Raw genomic sequence first — 15803 nt, 5'->3', positions numbered from 1 at the left:
CGCGGGCCGGCCGCCGTGCCGCCGCCGGCCCGCCCAGACCACCGGCCGCCGCGCCGATCCGCCCGACCGGGCGGGCCGGGGCGGCGGCCCCACTTCGCGAGGACATTCATGGACGTCATCACCGTCATCCGCACCAAGCGCGACCGCGGCCGGCTCAGCGACGAACAGATCGACTGGGTCGTCGACGCCTACACCCGCGGCGCGGTCGCCGACGAGCAGATGTCCGCGCTCGCCATGGCGATCCTGCTCAACGGCATGGACCGCGCCGAGATCGCCCGCTGGACCGCCGCGATGATCGACTCCGGCGAGCGGATGGACTTCTCCTCCCTCGCCAGGCCCACCGCCGACAAGCACTCCACCGGCGGCGTCGGCGACAAGATCACCCTCCCGCTGGCCCCGCTGGTCGCCGCGTGCGGCGCCGCGGTGCCGCAGCTGTCGGGACGCGGCCTCGGCCACACCGGCGGCACCCTCGACAAGCTCGAATCCATCCCCGGCTGGCGGGCGGCACTGTCCAACGAGGAGATGCTCGCCGTGCTCGGCGACACCGGCGCGGTCATCTGCGCCGCCGGGGACGGCCTCGCGCCCGCCGACAAGAAGCTCTACGCCCTGCGGGACGTCACCGGCACGGTCGAGGCGATCCCGCTGATCGCCTCGTCCATCATGTCGAAGAAGATCGCCGAGGGCACCGGGTCGCTCGTGCTCGACGTCAAGGTCGGCTCCGGGGCCTTCATGAAGTCCCTCGACGACGCCCGCGAACTCGCCGCCACGATGGTCGGTCTCGGCAACGACCACGGTGTGCGCACCGTCGCGCTCCTCACCGACATGTCCGTACCGCTCGGCCTGACCGCGGGCAATGCCCTCGAAGTCCGCGAATCCGTCGAGGTCCTGGCGGGCGGCGGCCCCGCCGACGTGGTCGAACTCACCCTCGCCCTGGCCCGCGAGATGCTCACCGCCGCCGGCCTCCCGGACGCCGACCCCGCCAAGGCCCTCGCGGACGGCTCCGCGATGGACGTCTGGCGCCGCATGATCCGTGCGCAGGGGGGCGACCCGGACGCCGTGCTGCCCACCGCCCGTGAGCGGCACGTCATCGCGGCCCCCGCGACCGGGGTGCTCACCGCGCTCGACGCCTACGCCGTCGGTGTCGCCGCGTGGCGGCTCGGCGCCGGGCGCGCCCGCAAGGAGGACTCCGTCCAGGCGGGAGCCGGCGTCGAGCTCCACGCCCGTCCGGGCGACCACGTCCAGGAGGGTGCGCCCCTTCTGACCCTCCACACGGACACGCCGGAAAAGTTCCCGTACGCGGAAGAGGCCCTGGCCGGCGCCTTCTCCGTCTCACCCGCCGGCACCTTCCAGGCGCCCCCGCTCATCCTCGACCGCATCGCCTGACCCGCCGCCCCCGCGCCGGGGCTGCCCCTTGCGGCGCGTTGCCTGCCTGCGGCCCTGGTGGGGGCTGGTCTCGCAGTTCCCCGAGCCCCTTGGGGCCTCCGTCCTCCTGCCCCTGCCAGGGGCTGGGCTCTGCGCAGGAGGGCACGCGTTTTTCAGGGGCGCGTGGGGGTACCCCCAGGCGAAGTTCTGGGGGAGAACGGAGCGCCCCGCCGAAGAGGCGGGGAAGAAAGCAACGCACCGCAAGGGGCAATCACCCAGGGGCGCGGGGAACTGCCCGACAAGCCCCCACACAGCGGCGCTGCGGGATGCGTAACGCCGGTGGAGATGCGGTCAGGAAAGGCCGCGCTACGCGCGCAGGGCGCGGCCGAAACCCGTGGCCAGGGGCATGCGCAGCCCCAGCGGCGGCGGAGCCGCCAGCGCGTCGGCGACGGGGCGCGCGTAAGGGCGGTCGAGGAGCGAGCCGAGGACGAAGTCCGTGGCGAGGGCGAAGACCTCGGCCCGATGCTGGTGCAGACCGTGCCCGTCGGAGTGGACTTCGAAGCGGCAGACCTGCCGGTTGACCTTCTTGGCCCGTTCCGCGAAGCGGTAGGACAGGTCGGGGTCGGTGGAGTCGTCCTGCGTGCCGTGCACGAGCAGCACCCGGCGGCCGATGAGCTGCTTGACCGGCTCGGGCTCCGGCCCGCCCGGGAGCCAGGGCGCGAGGGCCACCACGGAGACCACCGCGGGGTGCCCGGCGGCGTGGAGCGCGGCGCGCGCCCCCATGTCCATGCCGACGAGGCACACGGGCACGTCGCCGTAGCGCCGGATCGCCTCGCCCACGGCCCACTCCGCGTCCTCGGCGGGGTGCGCGTGGCCGCCGTTCCAGCCGCGGAAGCGGTAGTGGACGACGTGGGCGGCGACTCCGTCGGCGTGTCCCTGGCGTACCAGGTGCCTGGCCAGCGGCCACATGACGGCGGCGGCCACGGGGGAGCGGCGCCGCGTGCTGAGCGCGTCACCGCCCGGGAGCGCGAGCACGACGGCGCGGACGAAGGCGCCGGCGGCACCCTCGTCGGATCTCTCGCGCTGTCGCGACGCCGGCACGAGGCCGGGCGCGACCGGGCGCCCGAGCCGTGCGCCACGCGCCGGTAATGCTTGTGAAGCCATGGCGCAACGATGGCAGACACAGGGGTGTGCACAGTATGGCCGGGCGGAAAATATTTGGCCTCTCCGCGAGTTCTACGCGCGTAGGGCGTAGAGTTTCGACCATGCAGAAGCCGAAACCGGGCGTTCCGACCCGGGAACAGATCCGACGCGCCCCCAAGGTGCTGCTGCACGATCACCTCGACGGTGGCCTGCGCCCCGGCACCATCATCGACATCGCACGTGAGACGGGCTATGACGCCCTCCCGGAGAGCGAACCCGACAAGCTCGGGACGTGGTTCAGGGAGGCCGCCGACTCCGGCTCACTCGAACGGTACCTGGAAACCTTCGCGCACACCTGTGCGGTGATGCAGACCCGTGATGCTCTGATCCGGGTCGCCGCCGAGTGCGCCGAGGACCTGGCGGCCGACGGCGTCGTCTATGCCGAGGTGCGCTACGCGCCGGAGCAGCACCTTGAGGGCGGGCTCACCCTCGAAGAGGTCGTGGAGGCGGTCAACTCCGGCTTCCGCGAGGGCGAGCGGCGGGCGCGCGCGGACGGCAACCGGATCAGGGTGGGGGCGCTGCTCACCGCGATGCGGCACGCGGCCCGCTCGCAGGAGATCGCCGAACTGGCCAACTCCTACCGCGACTCGGGCGTCGTCGGCTTCGACATCGCGGGCGCTGAGGCCGGTTACCCGCCCACCCGCCACCTGGACGCGTTCGAGTACCTGAAGCGGGAGAACAACCACTTCACGATCCACGCAGGCGAGGCGTTCGGCCTGCCGTCGATCTGGCAGGCGCTCCAGTGGTGCGGCGCGGACCGCCTGGGCCACGGGGTGCGGATCATCGACGACATCGAGGCGGGGCCCGGCGGCCAGGTCTCGCTCGGCCGGCTGGCGTCGTACGTGCGCGACAAGCGCGTACCGCTGGAGATGTGCCCGACGTCCAACCTGCAGACGGGGGCGGCCAGTTCGTATGCCGAGCATCCGATCGGCCTGCTGCGGCGGCTGTATTTCCGGGTGACGGTCAACACCGACAACCGCCTGATGTCGGGGACGAGCCTGAGCCGGGAGTTCGAGCACCTGGTCGAGGCGTTCGGGTACACGTTCGACGACATGCAGTGGTTCACCGTCAACGCGATGAAATCGGCGTTCATCCCTTTCGATGAACGTCTGGCCATGATCAACGAGGTGATCAAGCCCGGTTTCGCCGAGTTGAAGGCCGAATGGCTCTTCGACCAGGCCACCGCGGAAAGGCCGCTGGCCAGCGGTTCCGCCCTCGGCGAGAGCTGAGCGGCGGGCGCCGCCCGGGAGTTTGTGCGGGCGGCGCGGGACCGCCACGCCGGTTGCACGGCGAGTGAGAAGATGGCTACGTTCCGGAGTCATGCAGACTCGAACGAAGAAGACTCTCGCGGTCGGCGCACTCGGCCTGGCCTTCGCCGCCGCAGGTGTCGGCAGCGCGTCCGCCGCGGCCCCCGTGGTGCTCGGCGGATTCGGCCCCGCCACCAACCTGGTCCCCGGCGCCGCCGCCCAGTCCACCGCCGGCGCCCAGAACGCCCTCACCAGCGGCACGTCGGCCCTCAGGGGCAACCGGCTGCTGCCCTCCGGCAACCACCTCGACGGCAACCAGGTCGCCCCCGTCTCGGGGCTCCTCGGAGGCCTGCCCCTCGGCGGCTGACGCCTCGTGAGGCCGCGCCTTGCGGGGACGCGCGGAGTTGCGCGCTCAGCCGCCCACCGGCCGGTGGTCCGGTTGCGACAGCAACTGTCCCTTCGGGTCGGTGACGACCCGCGCGACGGTGGCGGGCTGGTCGCGCGATTTCCCGCGCCCCTGGAGGGCGTCCCGCCGGCGCAGGCGGCGGCGGACCGGGGGGACGACGAGAAGGTGGGCCAGGGCGACCCCGGCCGTGTTGAGGATCAGCGCGTCGACGTCGAAGAGCTGGCCCGGCACCATGGTCTGGGTGAACTCGACCGAGATCGAGACCATCAGCCCGGCGAAGACCGTACGCACGAAGGACGCCACGCCCGTGGTCTCGATCCGGCCGCCGGCCATCGGCAGCAGTATGCCGAGCGGGGCGAGCAGGCCGAGACCCGCCAGCAGGTGGCGTGCCGCCTGCCCCGGTCCCATCCGCAGGTCCGCCCTGATCGTGCTGAAGGGCCGCAGGTTCGGTGACGGCACCCACGCCACGTAGTGCGGGCGGAGCAGCATCCAGGCGGCGAAAGCGAGATACGCGGCGGTCAGCAGGAGCCCGGCCGCGCGCACCCGGTACGTAGAGCCATCGTGCTGCACACGGCCCAAGACGCGGGATCCCGACCCTCCGGTTCCCGTCGCCCCGGTGTGACCCCCCGCACGTCCCCGCCCGCTCCCGGGGGTGCCCGGTCAGGGCTCGGTGCCGGCGCTGTCCGCGGCCTGGGGGCGCGTCCGCAGGTCGGGAGTGCAGGTGTAGCGGCGGAGCTTCGCGCCGTGCTCGGTGCCGCCGAGGACGACGCTGTGGCCGGCGGAGGCCAGCGGGCTCGCGGCGATCGTGCAGACGATCTGGGCCAGCGCGAAGGACGGCAGGTCCTCGATCGGCTGCCCGAGGCGCAGCGCGTCGGAGGGGTCGCCGGGCTCGGGCCCGTTGACCTCCAGCGTGCCGGGGACGGCCGTGCTGAAGTCGGCCTTCGCCTCGGCCGCCAGGACGCTGCGCTGGAGCTGGGCGACCAGTTCCCTGACCTGCTCGACCCGGTCGGCCGGGCGGGGGCGTACGGAGACCGTCCGCGGCACCGGCGTGGTCTGCATCCCGCACACCAGGTAGACCTGCACGACCTGCGCGTCCGTCGCGTCGGGCGAATTCTCCGGGGCCGGCACCGCGCAGGACACCCGGGAGGGCGCGGGGCCCGCGTCGACGGGGACGGAGGTCGTGCGGATGCCGCAGCCGGCGGTCAGGCCGACGGCCAGTGACAGGGCCGCGAGCAGCGCGGCGCGGGGACGCCGGCTCATCGCGTACCGCCCGACGGGCCCTCGGCGGGGCCCCCGTTGACCGCGTCCGAGGCCTCGTCCTCACGCGGGCGGCGGGGCAGCCGCAGCGTGAAGACGGCACCGCCGGAGGGGTCGTTCGCGGCGGTGATGTCGCCGCCGTGGATATGGGCGTTCTCCATCGCGATGGACAGGCCCAGGCCGCTGCCCTCCGAGCGGGCCCGGGAGGCGTCGGCCTTGTAGAAGCGGTCGAAGACGTGCGGCAGCACGTCCTCGGGGATGCCGGGCCCGTGGTCGGTGACCGCGACCTCGATGTCGCCGTCGTCGTCATCGCCGCCGCGGACGGTGACACGGACCGGCGAACCGCCGTGCTTGAGCGCGTTGCCGATCAGATTCGCCATGATCACGTCCAGCCGGCGCGGGTCGAGCGTGGCGAGCAGCCCGCGGGGCGTGTCCAGCTCCACCGAGTCCAGCCAGGCCCTGGCGTCCATGCAGGCCATCACCTGCTCACCGACGTCCACCTCGTCCACCCGCAGCTTCGCCGTCCCCGCGTCGAACCGGGTGACCTCCATCAGCGTCTCCACCAGTTCGTTCAGCCGCCGGGTCTCGCTGACCACCAGGCGTACCGCGGGCGCGATCATCGGGTCGAGCGCCTCCGCCTCGTCCTCCAGCACATCGCTGACCGCGGTGATCGCGGTCAGCGGGGTACGCAGCTCGTGCGACATGTCCGCGACGAAGCGGCGGCTCGCCGCCTCCCGGGCGCTCAGCTCCTCGACGCGGGTCTCCAGCGCCTCCGCCGCGTTGTTGAACGTCCGCGACATCTCCGCCAGCTCGTCGGTGCCCGACACCTTCAGCCGGGTGTCCAGATGCCCCTCGCCCAGCCGCTGCGCGGCCTCGCCGAGCCGCCGCACCGGACGCAGCACCGCAGCGCCCGCGGCCTGCGCGAGCAGCGCGGAGCCGATCAGCGCCAGCAGCGTGGAGATGCCGAGCGACCAGGCCAGCGAGTTGAGGTCCTTGCGCTCGGCGTCCAGCGACTTGAGCATGTAGCCGGTCGGCCCGTCGCCGTTGATCCGCGCGCCCGCCACCAGGTACGGCCGGCCCTGCAAGGAGATCCGCTCCCAGTGCAGGTGGTACTTCCGGTCTTTCTTGTGCACCGTGTTGACGGCCTTCTGCAGCGTCCCCGGCACGTCGTCGAGCGTGAAGACGTCCCGGTTCGACGGCGCCGCGCACTCCTGGCTGTCGGGCCCGGTGCTGATCAGCACCACCTGGTAGGTGTCGGGGCCGCCGATACGACTCGCCGCGGACTGCAGCGACTGGCAGGTCGGCACGACCGGCAGCAGCGCGGCATTGCGCTGCAACGAGTCGCGGAAGTCGCTCAGCGCGCTGTTCTGGGCACGGGTCAGCACGGCGTCGCGGTTCAGCCAGTACGCGATACCGGACACCGACACCGCGGCGGTCAGCGCGACCGCGGCGAAGACGGCGACCAGCCGGAGCCGCAGGCTCGTCCAGCGCAGGATGCCCGACCCCCACCTGCCACCGCCTGGACCAGAGGTCACTGCGGCGTGTCCAGGCGGTAGCCGACACCGCGGACGGTACGGATCAGGGCCGGCGACGACGGCACGTCCTCGATCTTGGCGCGCAGCCGCTGGACGCAGGCGTCCACCAGGCGCGAGTCGCCGAGGTAGTCGTGCTCCCACACCAGCCGCAGCAGCTGCTGGCGGGACAGCGCCTGGCCGGGCCGGCGGCTCAGTTCGAGCAGCAGCCGAAGCTCGGTCGGGGTGAGCTGCAGATCCTCGCCGTCCTTGGTCACCGTCATCGCGTTGCGGTCGATGACGATCGAGCCGAAGGCGGCGGAATCGGTGCTGTCCCGCTCGCCGCGGCGCAGCACCGCGCGGATCCGCGCGTCGAGCACCCGCGGCTGCACGGGTTTGATCACATAGTCGTCGGCGCCGGACTCGAGTCCGACCACCACGTCGATGTCGTCACTGCGCGCGGTGAGCAGGATGATCGGCAGCTGGTCGGTGCGCCGGATACGCCGGCACACCTCGAAGCCGTCGATCCCCGGCAGCATCACGTCGAGCACGATCAGGTCGGGACGCTGCTCCTTGAGGAGCTTCAGGCCGTCCTCGCCCGTCGCCGCGGCCACCACGCGGTGACCCTGGCGGGACAGTCCGAGTTCGAGACCGGTACGGATGGCGTCGTCATCCTCGATCAGCAACAGGAAGGGCACGCCGGACATTGTTGCCTACCTCTGGTGGCCTGATGAAGTGCGGGGACAACTCGTGCCCCAGGCACCCCCGCGGTGCGGGAGCTCTGTTGCGGGCCTGTGACACTCGGCGGACAGCCCCATGAAACTGGCCCGGCAATCTGGAGCCACATCGGAAGAGCGCACGCCGCACAGGCTGCGACGCCGGAAACCACGCTGCAGGTTCCATCGACGGGGGCGCGACATGAACGCACTGCTCAGCACCACCACCGCCGCGGTCCACTCGACGCGTGCGCATTCCGTTGCCAGGACCACCGAGATGTCCGGCGCCGCGAGCGGACGGGGGTACGCCCGCGGCGCCGGACGCACCTCGGGCAACACGGTGGCCAGGCAGCGGCCCGCGTACATCACACCGCTGGAGCCGGCCGCGCCGGCGCCCTCCACCGACGCGGAGGCGGAGTTCACGGCCTACGTCCAGGAGCGCCGCGCCTCCCTCTACGCGACCGCGTACCACCTCACCGGGGACCGCTTCGCTGCCGAGGACCTTTTGCAGAGCGCGCTGTTCTCCACCTACCGCGCATGGGACCGCATCAGCGACAAGGCAGCCGTCGGCGGCTACCTGCGCCGCACCATGACCAACCTGCACATCAGCGCCTGGCGGCGGCGCAAGCTCAACGAATACCCGACGGAGGAGCTGCCCGAGACGGTCGGCGACACCGACGAGATGGGCGGCACCGAGCTGCGCGCCGTGCTGTGGCAGGCCCTCGCCCGCCTGCCCGAGCAGCAGCGCACGATGCTGGTGCTCCGCTACTACGAGGGCCGCACCGACCCGGAGATCGCCGACATACTCGGGATCAGCGTCGGCACGGTCAAGAGCAGCATCTGGCGCTCTTTGCGCAGGATGCGCGACGACGAGGCGCTGAGCTTCGGCCGCGACGAGGACGACGCCTTCGGCGAGCTCGTCGCCTAGACCAACCAGACGGGGGTCCGGGGGCCGGACGGCAGGGGGGATGCCGTCCGGCCCCCGGCTGCGCCCGTGCCCGGCCACCCTTCCGCAGGGCGGCGTCCCTCCCCGGGGGAGCCCCGGGCACCGTCCGCGTAAGGCGGCGCCTTACAGGGGCGCGGGGCTGCGTCTGATCTGCGGCTGGCGCCGCGTGGGCGCGACCAGCCCCCACCGGGCGCGCGGGTCGTCACCGTCCCAAAGGGGCTGTTCGGTCCGTGCCGGACCACCGGCCGGTAGGCGGCTGAGCGCGCAGTTCCCCGCGCCCCTGAGGGGCGCCGCCCGACGCAGCAGCGCCCACGCGGCGCCGGCCGCGGGTCGGACACAGCCCCGCGCCCCTGGGGGCGCCGCCCGACGCAGCAGCGCCCACGCGGCGCCGGCCGCGGGTCGGACACAGGCCCGCGGCCCTAGGGGGCGACGACCTCCCGGACGGGAATGGCGTGGATGCGGGTCAGTGCGGCGGGCGCGTCGCAGGGATGGCAGCCGTGCGCGACCTGTCGGGCGACGATGGCGCGCTCGGCGCGCATGAGGTGCCAGCCGCGTCGGAGGAGGAAAGGCACCGCCTTTCGCCCCTCGCGAAGGTCGCGGAGGAAACGGCGGCGGGCGGTCGTGGAAGGGCGCCCGCGCAGGCAGATCGCGTCGGCGAGAAGGCCCAGCTCACGGCAGCGGCCGACGATCTCCGCGGCGAAGATCCCCTCGGCGACGAAGAGCGGCGCACCGCCCAGGTCCAGCCGGGTGCGGCCGGTGGCGGCGCTCGCGCTGATGTCGTAGACGGGGGTGTCCGCGGCGCCCTCCGCGCACAGGGCGGCGACGGCCGCCACCGCGGCCGCGGAATTCCACGACCCGGGGTCGTCCCAGTCGGTCCCGGTCCCGCCGGGAAGGGCGGGCAGCGACGGGTCGTCGCCGTCCTTGTAGAAGTCGTCGAGGGCGAGCACCGGGAGTCCGGCGCGGGCGGCGAGCGAGGACTTGCCCGAGCCGGACGGCCCGGCGAGCAGGATCACGCGGGCGGGAAGTGAACTCACGGGAAACCATTCTCCCGCATCCCCGCCCGGGTGATCCCCCGCCGTCGGACAACTACGCACCGCACCCGTTCCGTTACGCTGAGACCGGAAAGCACGTCTCCGCCCCCGAACGAGCCCAGGTGCCCATGCCCTCCCTGCGTACCGCCCTCGCCCTCACCCTGACCGCGGCCGCCGCGACCCTCGCGCCGGCCGGTGCCGCGCTGGCGGCCACCCCGGCCGCCCCCGCCGGGGCGACCGCCCTCGACTCCGCGCTCCCGCCGGACACGCTGCCGGTCCAGAGCGTGACCGGGGCGGTGGCGTCCGGGGTGGACCCGGTCCGCCGGCTGCCCCTCGACCCGCTCTCGGACACCGGCGTGGACCCGCTGGACAACGGCCTCAGCACGCAGGTCGCCGACTTCCAGCCGCTGTCCACCACCGCCGTCACCGACCAGGTCACGCACGGCGGCTCGCTGGGCAGCATGCCGGTCATCGGCCCGGCGAGCGGCGCGGTGACCGGCGGCTGACGACCGGCAGCCGGCGACGGGCGTCGGACGACCGCCGTGGGACGACCGGCGTCAGACGCCGATCGGGTGCCACACCGTCTTCGTCTCCAGCCAGGCCGTCAGGCGGCCCGTACCGGGGTCGGCGGTCCAGTCCTCCGGCGCGGGGGAGGGGCGGCGGACGCGCTTGAGCGTGTCGGCCGCCGCCACCTCCAGGTCCACCGCGAGCGCGGCGGCCGCGCCGGTCAGGTCCAGGCCGTTGACGTCCTGGTGGGCGGCCAGCGGTGCGGCCAGCTCCGCGGTGCGGCCGGAGAGGATGTTCACCACACCGGCGGGCACGTCGGAGGAGGCCAGGACCTCGCCGAAGGACAGCGCCGGGAGGGGGGCGCCCTCGGCGGCGACCACGACGGCCGCATTGCCGGTGGCGATCACCGGGGCCAGCACGGAGACCAGGCCGAGCAGCGAGGACTCCTGCGGGGCCAGCACCGCCACCACGCCGGTCGGCTCCGGGGTGGAGAGGTTGAAGAAGGGGCCGGCCACCGGGTTGGCGCCGCCCGCGATCTGGGCGATCTTGTCGGTCCACCCGGCGTACCAGACCCAGCGGTCCACCGCCGCGTCCACCGCCGCGGCGGCCTTGGACTTCGACAGCCCGTCGGCGTCGGCGACCTCGCGGGCGAACTGCTCGCGGCGGCCCTCCAGCATCTCCGCGACGCGGTAGAGCACCTGCCCGCGGTTGTACGCCGTCGCGCCGGACCAGCCGGGCACCGCCTTGCGGGCCGCGACCACCGCGTCACGGGCGTCCTTGCGCGACGACAGCGGTGCGTTGGCCAGCCAATGGCCGCCCTTGGAGTCCGTCACCTCGTACACCCGGCCGCTCTCGGAACGCGGGAACCTGCCTCCCACGTAAAGCTTGTAGGTCTTGAACACCGCAAGGCGCGACTGCTGCTCAGACACCTTCATTGGTCGCGCTCTCCTTCTCGCTCGCGAGTTCGCCCGCCGCGTGGTCGGCCGCTCCGGCCAGGTAGCCTTCCAGGCCGTGCCGGCCGCCTTCCCGGCCGTAGCCGGACTCCTTGTAACCGCCGAAAGGCGAGGTCGGGTCGAACTTGTTGAAGGTGTTGGCCCACACCACGCCGGCCCGCAGCTTGCTCGCCATCGACAGGATGCGCGAGCCCTTCTCGGTCCAGATGCCGGCCGACAGGCCGTACGGCGTGTTGTTGGCCTTCTCGACCGCCTCGGCCGGGGTGCGGAAGGTCAGGACGGACAGCACCGGGCCGAAGACCTCCTCGCGGGCGATCCGGTGGGCCTGGGTGACACCGGTGAAGAGGGTCGGCGCGAACCAGTAGCCGGCGGAGGGCAGTTCGCAGGCCGGCGCCCAGCGCTCGGCGCCCTCGGCCTCGCCCGCCTCGGCCAGCGCGGTGATCCTGGCCAGCTGCTCCGCGGAGTTGATCGCCCCGATGTCGGTGTTCTTGTCCAGCGGGTCGCCGACCCGCAGCGTGCCCATCCGCCGCTTGAGCGCGTCGAGCACCTCCTCCTGCACCGACTCCTGCACCAGCAGCCGCGACCCGGCGCAGCACACATGGCCCTGGTTGAAGAAGATGCCGTCGACGATGCCCTCGACGGCCTGGTCGATCGGCGCGTCGTCGAAGACGATGTTCGCGGCCTTGCCGCCCAGTTCGAGCGTGACCTTCTTGCGCGACCCCGCGACCGTACGGGCGATGGCCCGGCCGACCTCGGTTGAGCCGGTGAAGGCGACCTTGTCGACGTCCGGGTGCGCGACCAGCGCGGCGCCCGCGTCACCGTAACCGGGCAGGATGTTGACCACCCCGCGCGGCAGGCCCGCCTGCCGGCAGATGTCGGCGAAGAACAGCGCGGACAGCGGTGTCGTCTCGGCCGGCTTCAGCACCACCGTGTTGCCCGCGGCCAGCGCGGGCGCGATCTTCCAGGCCAGCATCAGCAGCGGGAAATTCCACGGGATGACCTGCCCGGCCACCCCCAGCGGGCGCGGGTCGGGGCCGTAACCGGCGTGAGCGAGCTTGTCGGCCCAGCCGGCGTAGTAGAAGAAGTGCGCGGCGACCAGCGGGAGATCGACGTCACGCGTCTCGCGGATCGGCTTGCCGTTGTCCAGCGACTCCAGGACGGCCAGCTCGCGCGAGCGCTCCTGGAGAATGCGGGCGATACGGAACAGGTACTTGCCGCGCTCGGCGCCCGGCAGCGCGCTCCAGCTCAGGAACGCCTTCCTGGCCGCCTTCACGGCCCGGTCCACGTCGGCGTCGCCGGCCCTGGCGACCTCGGCGAGCACCTCCTCGCTGGACGGCGAGACGGTCTTGAAGACGGTGCCGTCGGCGGCGTCGGTGAACTCGCCGTCGATGAACAGCCCGTAGGACGGGGCCAGATCGACCACCGCGCGCGACTCGGGCGCGGGCGCGTAGGCGAATTTCCGCTGGGTGTTGTGGTTGGCCATGACGATCAGTCCACCGTGACGTAGTCGGGGCCGGAATACCGGCCGGTGCTGAGCTTCTGCCGCTGCATCAGCAGATCATTGAGCAGGCTGGAGGCGCCGAAGCGGAACCAGTCGGGCGAGAGCCAGTCGTCACCGAGGGTCTCGTTGACCATCACCAGGTATTTGATCGCGTCCTTCGACGTGCGGATGCCGCCGGCCGGCTTGACGCCGACCTGCACGCCGACCGCGTCGCGGAAGTCCCGCACCGCCTCCAGCATCAGCAGCGTGTTCGGCGGGGTGGCATTCACCGCGACCTTGCCGGTCGAGGTCTTGATGAAGTCCGCGCCGGCCAGCATCGCCAGCCACGAGCAGCGGCGGATGTTGTCGTACGTCGACAGCTCGCCGTTCTCGAAGATCACCTTCAGGTGGGCGGCGGTCCCGTCAGGCCTCGCGCAGGCCTGCTTGACGGCCCTGATCTCCTCGAAGACCTCCATGTAGCGACCCGACAGGAAGGCGCCGCGGTCGATGACCATGTCGATCTCGTCGGCCCCCGCGGCGACCGCGTCCGCGGTGTCGGCGAGCTTGACCGGCCGCGCCACGCGCCCGGCCGGGAAGGCGGTCGCGACCGACGCGACGCTGATCCCCGAGCCTTCGCCCAGCGCTTCGCGCGCCACGGCGACCATGTCGGGATACACGCAGATCGCCGCGACGTGCGGCGTCCCCGGATCCGTCGGATCAGGCCTGCGGCCCTTGGCGCACAGCGCCCTGACCTTGCCGGGGGTGTCCGACCCTTCCAGGGTCGTCAGGTCGATCATCGAGATCGCCAGGTCGATGGCGTACGCCTTCGCCGTCGTCTTGATCGACCGGGTGCCGAGGCCTGCGGCCCTGGCTTCGAGGCCGACGGCGTCGACGCCGGGCAGCCCGTGCAGGAACCGCCGCAGCGCGGCGTCCGACGCCGTGACATCGGCGAGGCCGGCCAGCCGCCCGGGGGCGTCGGGGCCATATGCGGGAATAACTGAGGACATGGTCACCAGCCCAGCATATCTACGCGCGTAGCGATACACCACCCGCGCACCTCCGCCCCGAACCCACCTCGGGAGGGTACCCTCCCGACCTCCCGGGGGGCGTGCCCACGCGGGCGAGCGTCTCCCAGGAGCGCCGGGAACGTCGCCCGCAAGCACGACGCACCGGCACTGTGATCGCGACAGGACGCGGCACCCACCCCAGGGGCGCGGGGAACTGCGCGACCAGCCACGACGTACCGGGACTGTGATCGCGACAGGACGCGGCACCCACCCCAGGGGCGCGGGGAACCGCGCGAGATGCCCCCACCGGCCCGGAGGCAAGCAGCGCACCGCAAGAGGCCGCCCGGGGATCACGGGGCCCGCCCCGGTGAGGCGACGGTACGTCGAGACGGGAACGCAACCGGGTCGTGGCCCGGCAGGGCATCAGCGTCGGGCACAATCGATCGTTATGACGAGTCCCAGGTCCGACCCCCCGAAGCCGCCGACCGGCGGCACCGGTACCGGACAGCCCCAGTACGCCGACCGCGTCTACCGCTCGATGGCCGGCATGGTCGGCGGGGTGGGCCTGATCGCCGTCGCCGGCTGGCTCGGCGGCGACGCCATCGCCAACGGCAAGGGCCACACCCCGTGGCTGGCCATCGCGGCCCTGCTGCTCGCGCTGCCGCTGATCGTGGGGCTCACGCTGCGCCCCGCGGTCTTCGCGAACTCCGACCGGATCCGGATCAGGAATCCGTTCCGGTCGATCACGGTGCCGTGGGCCGGAGTGGACGCGGTGCGTTCCTCGTACTCCACCGAGCTGCTGGCGGGCGGCAAGAAGTACCAGCTCTGGGCCATCCCGGTCTCGCTGCGCGCGCGCAAGCGGGCCGCTCGGCAGGATGCGAAGGTGAAGGCGGCCGGTGACGACGCCTTCACGCCGGGCGCGGGGCGCCGGCCCGCGTACGGCCGTACGCCGCGACCCGCTCCGGGCGTCGACCCGACCATCCGTGCCTGGTCGGACCAGGCGCTCTCCGAACTCCGTGAGCTGGCCGAGCGGGCCGAGACCCCGGCGGGCGCCGAGGAGGCCACCGCGCCGGTGGTGCGCTGGTGCTGGGAGGTCCTGGCCCCCGCGGCGGCCGGCGCGATCGTCCTGATCGTCCTCCTGGCCATCGGCTAGCCCCGGGGGACTCCTCGCCCCCTGTTCCCCGGACCTTCCACCGGTGGTGGGCTTGTCCCGCAGTTCCCCGCGCCCCCAAAAAACGCTCACCCTCCGCCCGGAGGGCAACGCCCCTGCCCCCTGTCAGGTGCCAACGCCCTGGCCGCAAGAGGACGCAAGCCCAAAGGGGCGCGGGGAACTGCGCGCACGACCACGACGGCGCCGCAGCCGAGCGACCCACCGCAAGAGGCACTTCCAACCCCCCCCGAGCCCAGCATGGAAGCGTTCTCGCCACCCATAGTGACCGTTCGTGAACGAGGGGCAACTTCACGGTGAAGGATGCCGCAGGCAACCTGTGAGGCACTGCTGAACTATCACCTGCCACATACATTGCCCGTGCTGCACGAGCTGTAAAGGCGAGGGCAAGGGGTGGGTGGCGTGGTGTCAGGGGAAGTCGGGGGTGCGAGTACCAAGGGGACGGGTACTCGGTGCCGGATCGATGTCGACGAGGACGGTCGGTTCTCATGGCGGTTGACCGCCAACAACGGCCGGGTGATCGCGCTGGGGGCGCGGACCTATCCGGACGACGCGCACTGCAGAGCCGCGTTCGCGGTGCTGTGCGAGCAGGCGGCGGGCCTGGCCGGCGGAGTCCGGCACGCCGCCGAGTCCAACGGCTGGGTCTGGCGGCTGCGCGGCCCCGACGGCCAGGTGCACGCGGTGTCCGCGCGTGCCTACGAGCGGCACTCGACGTGCCAGGCGGCGTTAGAGAGGTTCCGAGTCCTGCTGCTGGGGCTCGGCGCGGCCGACGCGGCGCTCCGCGGCGGCGCGGACTGAGCCGAAGTTGCCCCTACGGGTGCTGTTGTTCACCTTGACGTGCATGCCCGGCCACCGTACCCCCGGAGCGTCGTTCCGTGACGATGCGAACACGGGCGTGAGCAGCGGGTGTCGGCGGGGGACTTGTCGTCGCCCGTTCCGTTGTGCCCGATCGGCTGTTCCACCGGCCCTCCGCAGTGGCGGCGGTCCGGTTTCCGCGGTGCCGCCGGGG

General features: G+C 72.7%; 16 protein-coding genes. 7 read left to right on the top strand and 9 right to left on the bottom strand.

Going from position 1 to position 15803, the window contains the following annotated elements; genetic code table 11:
* The first annotated feature begins 108 nt into the window (after positions 1-108).
* Positions 109-1383 (top strand): thymidine phosphorylase, encoded by a 1275-nt coding sequence (locus tag OG900_15275; protein ID WUH91334.1) that lies wholly within the window; start codon positions 109-111, stop codon positions 1381-1383.
* 345 nt (positions 1384-1728) lie between these two features.
* On the opposite strand, the gene OG900_15270 is transcribed toward OG900_15275, so the two are convergent.
* Complete coding sequence (locus OG900_15270; GenBank protein ID WUH91333.1) at positions 1729-2526, bottom strand: alpha/beta hydrolase; 798 nt, start codon at positions 2524-2526, stop codon at positions 1729-1731.
* Between the two features lie 101 nt (positions 2527-2627).
* Between OG900_15270 and OG900_15265 the strand changes: the two genes are divergently transcribed.
* Both OG900_15265 and OG900_15260 read left to right on the top strand, forming a co-directional pair.
* The gene (locus OG900_15265) at positions 2628-3794 is read left to right on the top strand and encodes an adenosine deaminase (protein ID WUH91332.1); all 1167 of its coding nucleotides are present in this window, start codon (positions 2628-2630) and stop codon (positions 3792-3794) included.
* Positions 3795-3885: 91 nt separating this feature from the next.
* Complete coding sequence (locus OG900_15260) at positions 3886-4179, top strand: ATP-binding protein (GenBank protein ID WUH91331.1); 294 nt, start codon at positions 3886-3888, stop codon at positions 4177-4179.
* Between the two features lie 45 nt (positions 4180-4224).
* On the opposite strand, the gene OG900_15255 is transcribed toward OG900_15260, so the two are convergent.
* The 4 genes from OG900_15255 to OG900_15240 form a co-directional block, all read right to left on the bottom strand.
* Positions 4225-4788: a VanZ family protein gene (locus OG900_15255; GenBank protein ID WUH91330.1), complete on the bottom strand. Its 564-nt coding sequence runs from the start codon at positions 4786-4788 to the stop codon at positions 4225-4227.
* A gap of 90 nt (positions 4789-4878) precedes the next feature.
* Positions 4879-5478, bottom strand: a complete 600-nt coding sequence (locus OG900_15250) for a hypothetical protein (protein WUH91329.1) — start codon at positions 5476-5478, stop codon at positions 4879-4881.
* Entirely contained in the window at positions 5475-7010 is a 1536-nt protein-coding gene (locus OG900_15245) for a HAMP domain-containing histidine kinase (GenBank protein ID WUH91328.1), read from the bottom strand. Before OG900_15245 ends, OG900_15250 begins: the two co-directional genes overlap by 4 nt.
* Positions 7007-7684, bottom strand: a complete 678-nt coding sequence (locus OG900_15240) for a response regulator transcription factor (GenBank protein ID WUH95769.1) — start codon at positions 7682-7684, stop codon at positions 7007-7009. The genes OG900_15245 and OG900_15240 overlap by 4 nt, the downstream gene beginning before the upstream one ends.
* A gap of 220 nt (positions 7685-7904) precedes the next feature.
* Here OG900_15240 and OG900_15235 point away from each other — a divergent pair, with 220 nt between their 5' ends.
* A complete protein-coding gene (locus OG900_15235; protein ID WUH91327.1) occupies positions 7905-8630 on the top strand; it encodes a SigE family RNA polymerase sigma factor in 726 nt (241 codons plus the stop codon).
* Positions 8631-9067: 437 nt separating this feature from the next.
* Here OG900_15235 and OG900_15230 read toward each other — a convergent pair whose 3' ends face one another.
* On the bottom strand, positions 9068-9682 hold the full coding sequence (locus tag OG900_15230; protein WUH91326.1) for an ATP-binding protein: 615 nt from the start codon (positions 9680-9682) through the stop codon (positions 9068-9070).
* Positions 9683-9807: 125 nt separating this feature from the next.
* Between OG900_15230 and OG900_15225 the strand changes: the two genes are divergently transcribed.
* Positions 9808-10185 carry a hypothetical protein gene (locus tag OG900_15225; GenBank protein WUH95768.1) on the top strand — a complete coding sequence of 126 codons (378 nt, stop codon included), beginning with the start codon at positions 9808-9810 and terminating at the stop codon, positions 10183-10185.
* A 51-nt stretch (positions 10186-10236) separates the two neighbouring features.
* Here OG900_15225 and OG900_15220 read toward each other — a convergent pair whose 3' ends face one another.
* The 3 genes from OG900_15220 to deoC are packed head-to-tail and all read right to left on the bottom strand — an operon-like array spanning position 10237 to position 13626.
* A complete protein-coding gene (locus tag OG900_15220) occupies positions 10237-11121 on the bottom strand; it encodes an aldehyde dehydrogenase family protein (GenBank protein WUH91325.1) in 885 nt (294 codons plus the stop codon).
* Complete coding sequence (locus OG900_15215; GenBank protein WUH91324.1) at positions 11108-12622, bottom strand: aldehyde dehydrogenase family protein; 1515 nt, start codon at positions 12620-12622, stop codon at positions 11108-11110. Before OG900_15215 ends, OG900_15220 begins: the two co-directional genes overlap by 14 nt.
* A gap of 5 nt (positions 12623-12627) precedes the next feature.
* Complete coding sequence (deoC, locus tag OG900_15210; GenBank protein WUH95767.1) at positions 12628-13626, bottom strand: deoxyribose-phosphate aldolase; 999 nt, start codon at positions 13624-13626, stop codon at positions 12628-12630.
* A 448-nt stretch (positions 13627-14074) separates the two neighbouring features.
* On the opposite strand from deoC, the gene OG900_15205 reads away from it, so the two are divergent.
* Positions 14075-14779 (top strand): PH domain-containing protein, encoded by a 705-nt coding sequence (locus OG900_15205; GenBank protein ID WUH91323.1) that lies wholly within the window; start codon positions 14075-14077, stop codon positions 14777-14779.
* 420 nt (positions 14780-15199) lie between these two features.
* Complete coding sequence (locus OG900_15200; GenBank protein ID WUH95766.1) at positions 15200-15592, top strand: DUF1508 domain-containing protein; 393 nt, start codon at positions 15200-15202, stop codon at positions 15590-15592.
* Positions 15593-15803: the final 211 nt, after the last annotated feature.

Origin of the sequence: Streptomyces sp. NBC_00433, from assembly GCA_036015235.1 — a bacterium.
Taxonomy (GTDB): domain Bacteria; phylum Actinomycetota; class Actinomycetes; order Streptomycetales; family Streptomycetaceae; genus Actinacidiphila.
Note: the sequence above shows the minus strand (reverse complement) of the source record. Positions and strands in the feature narration are given on the sequence as shown.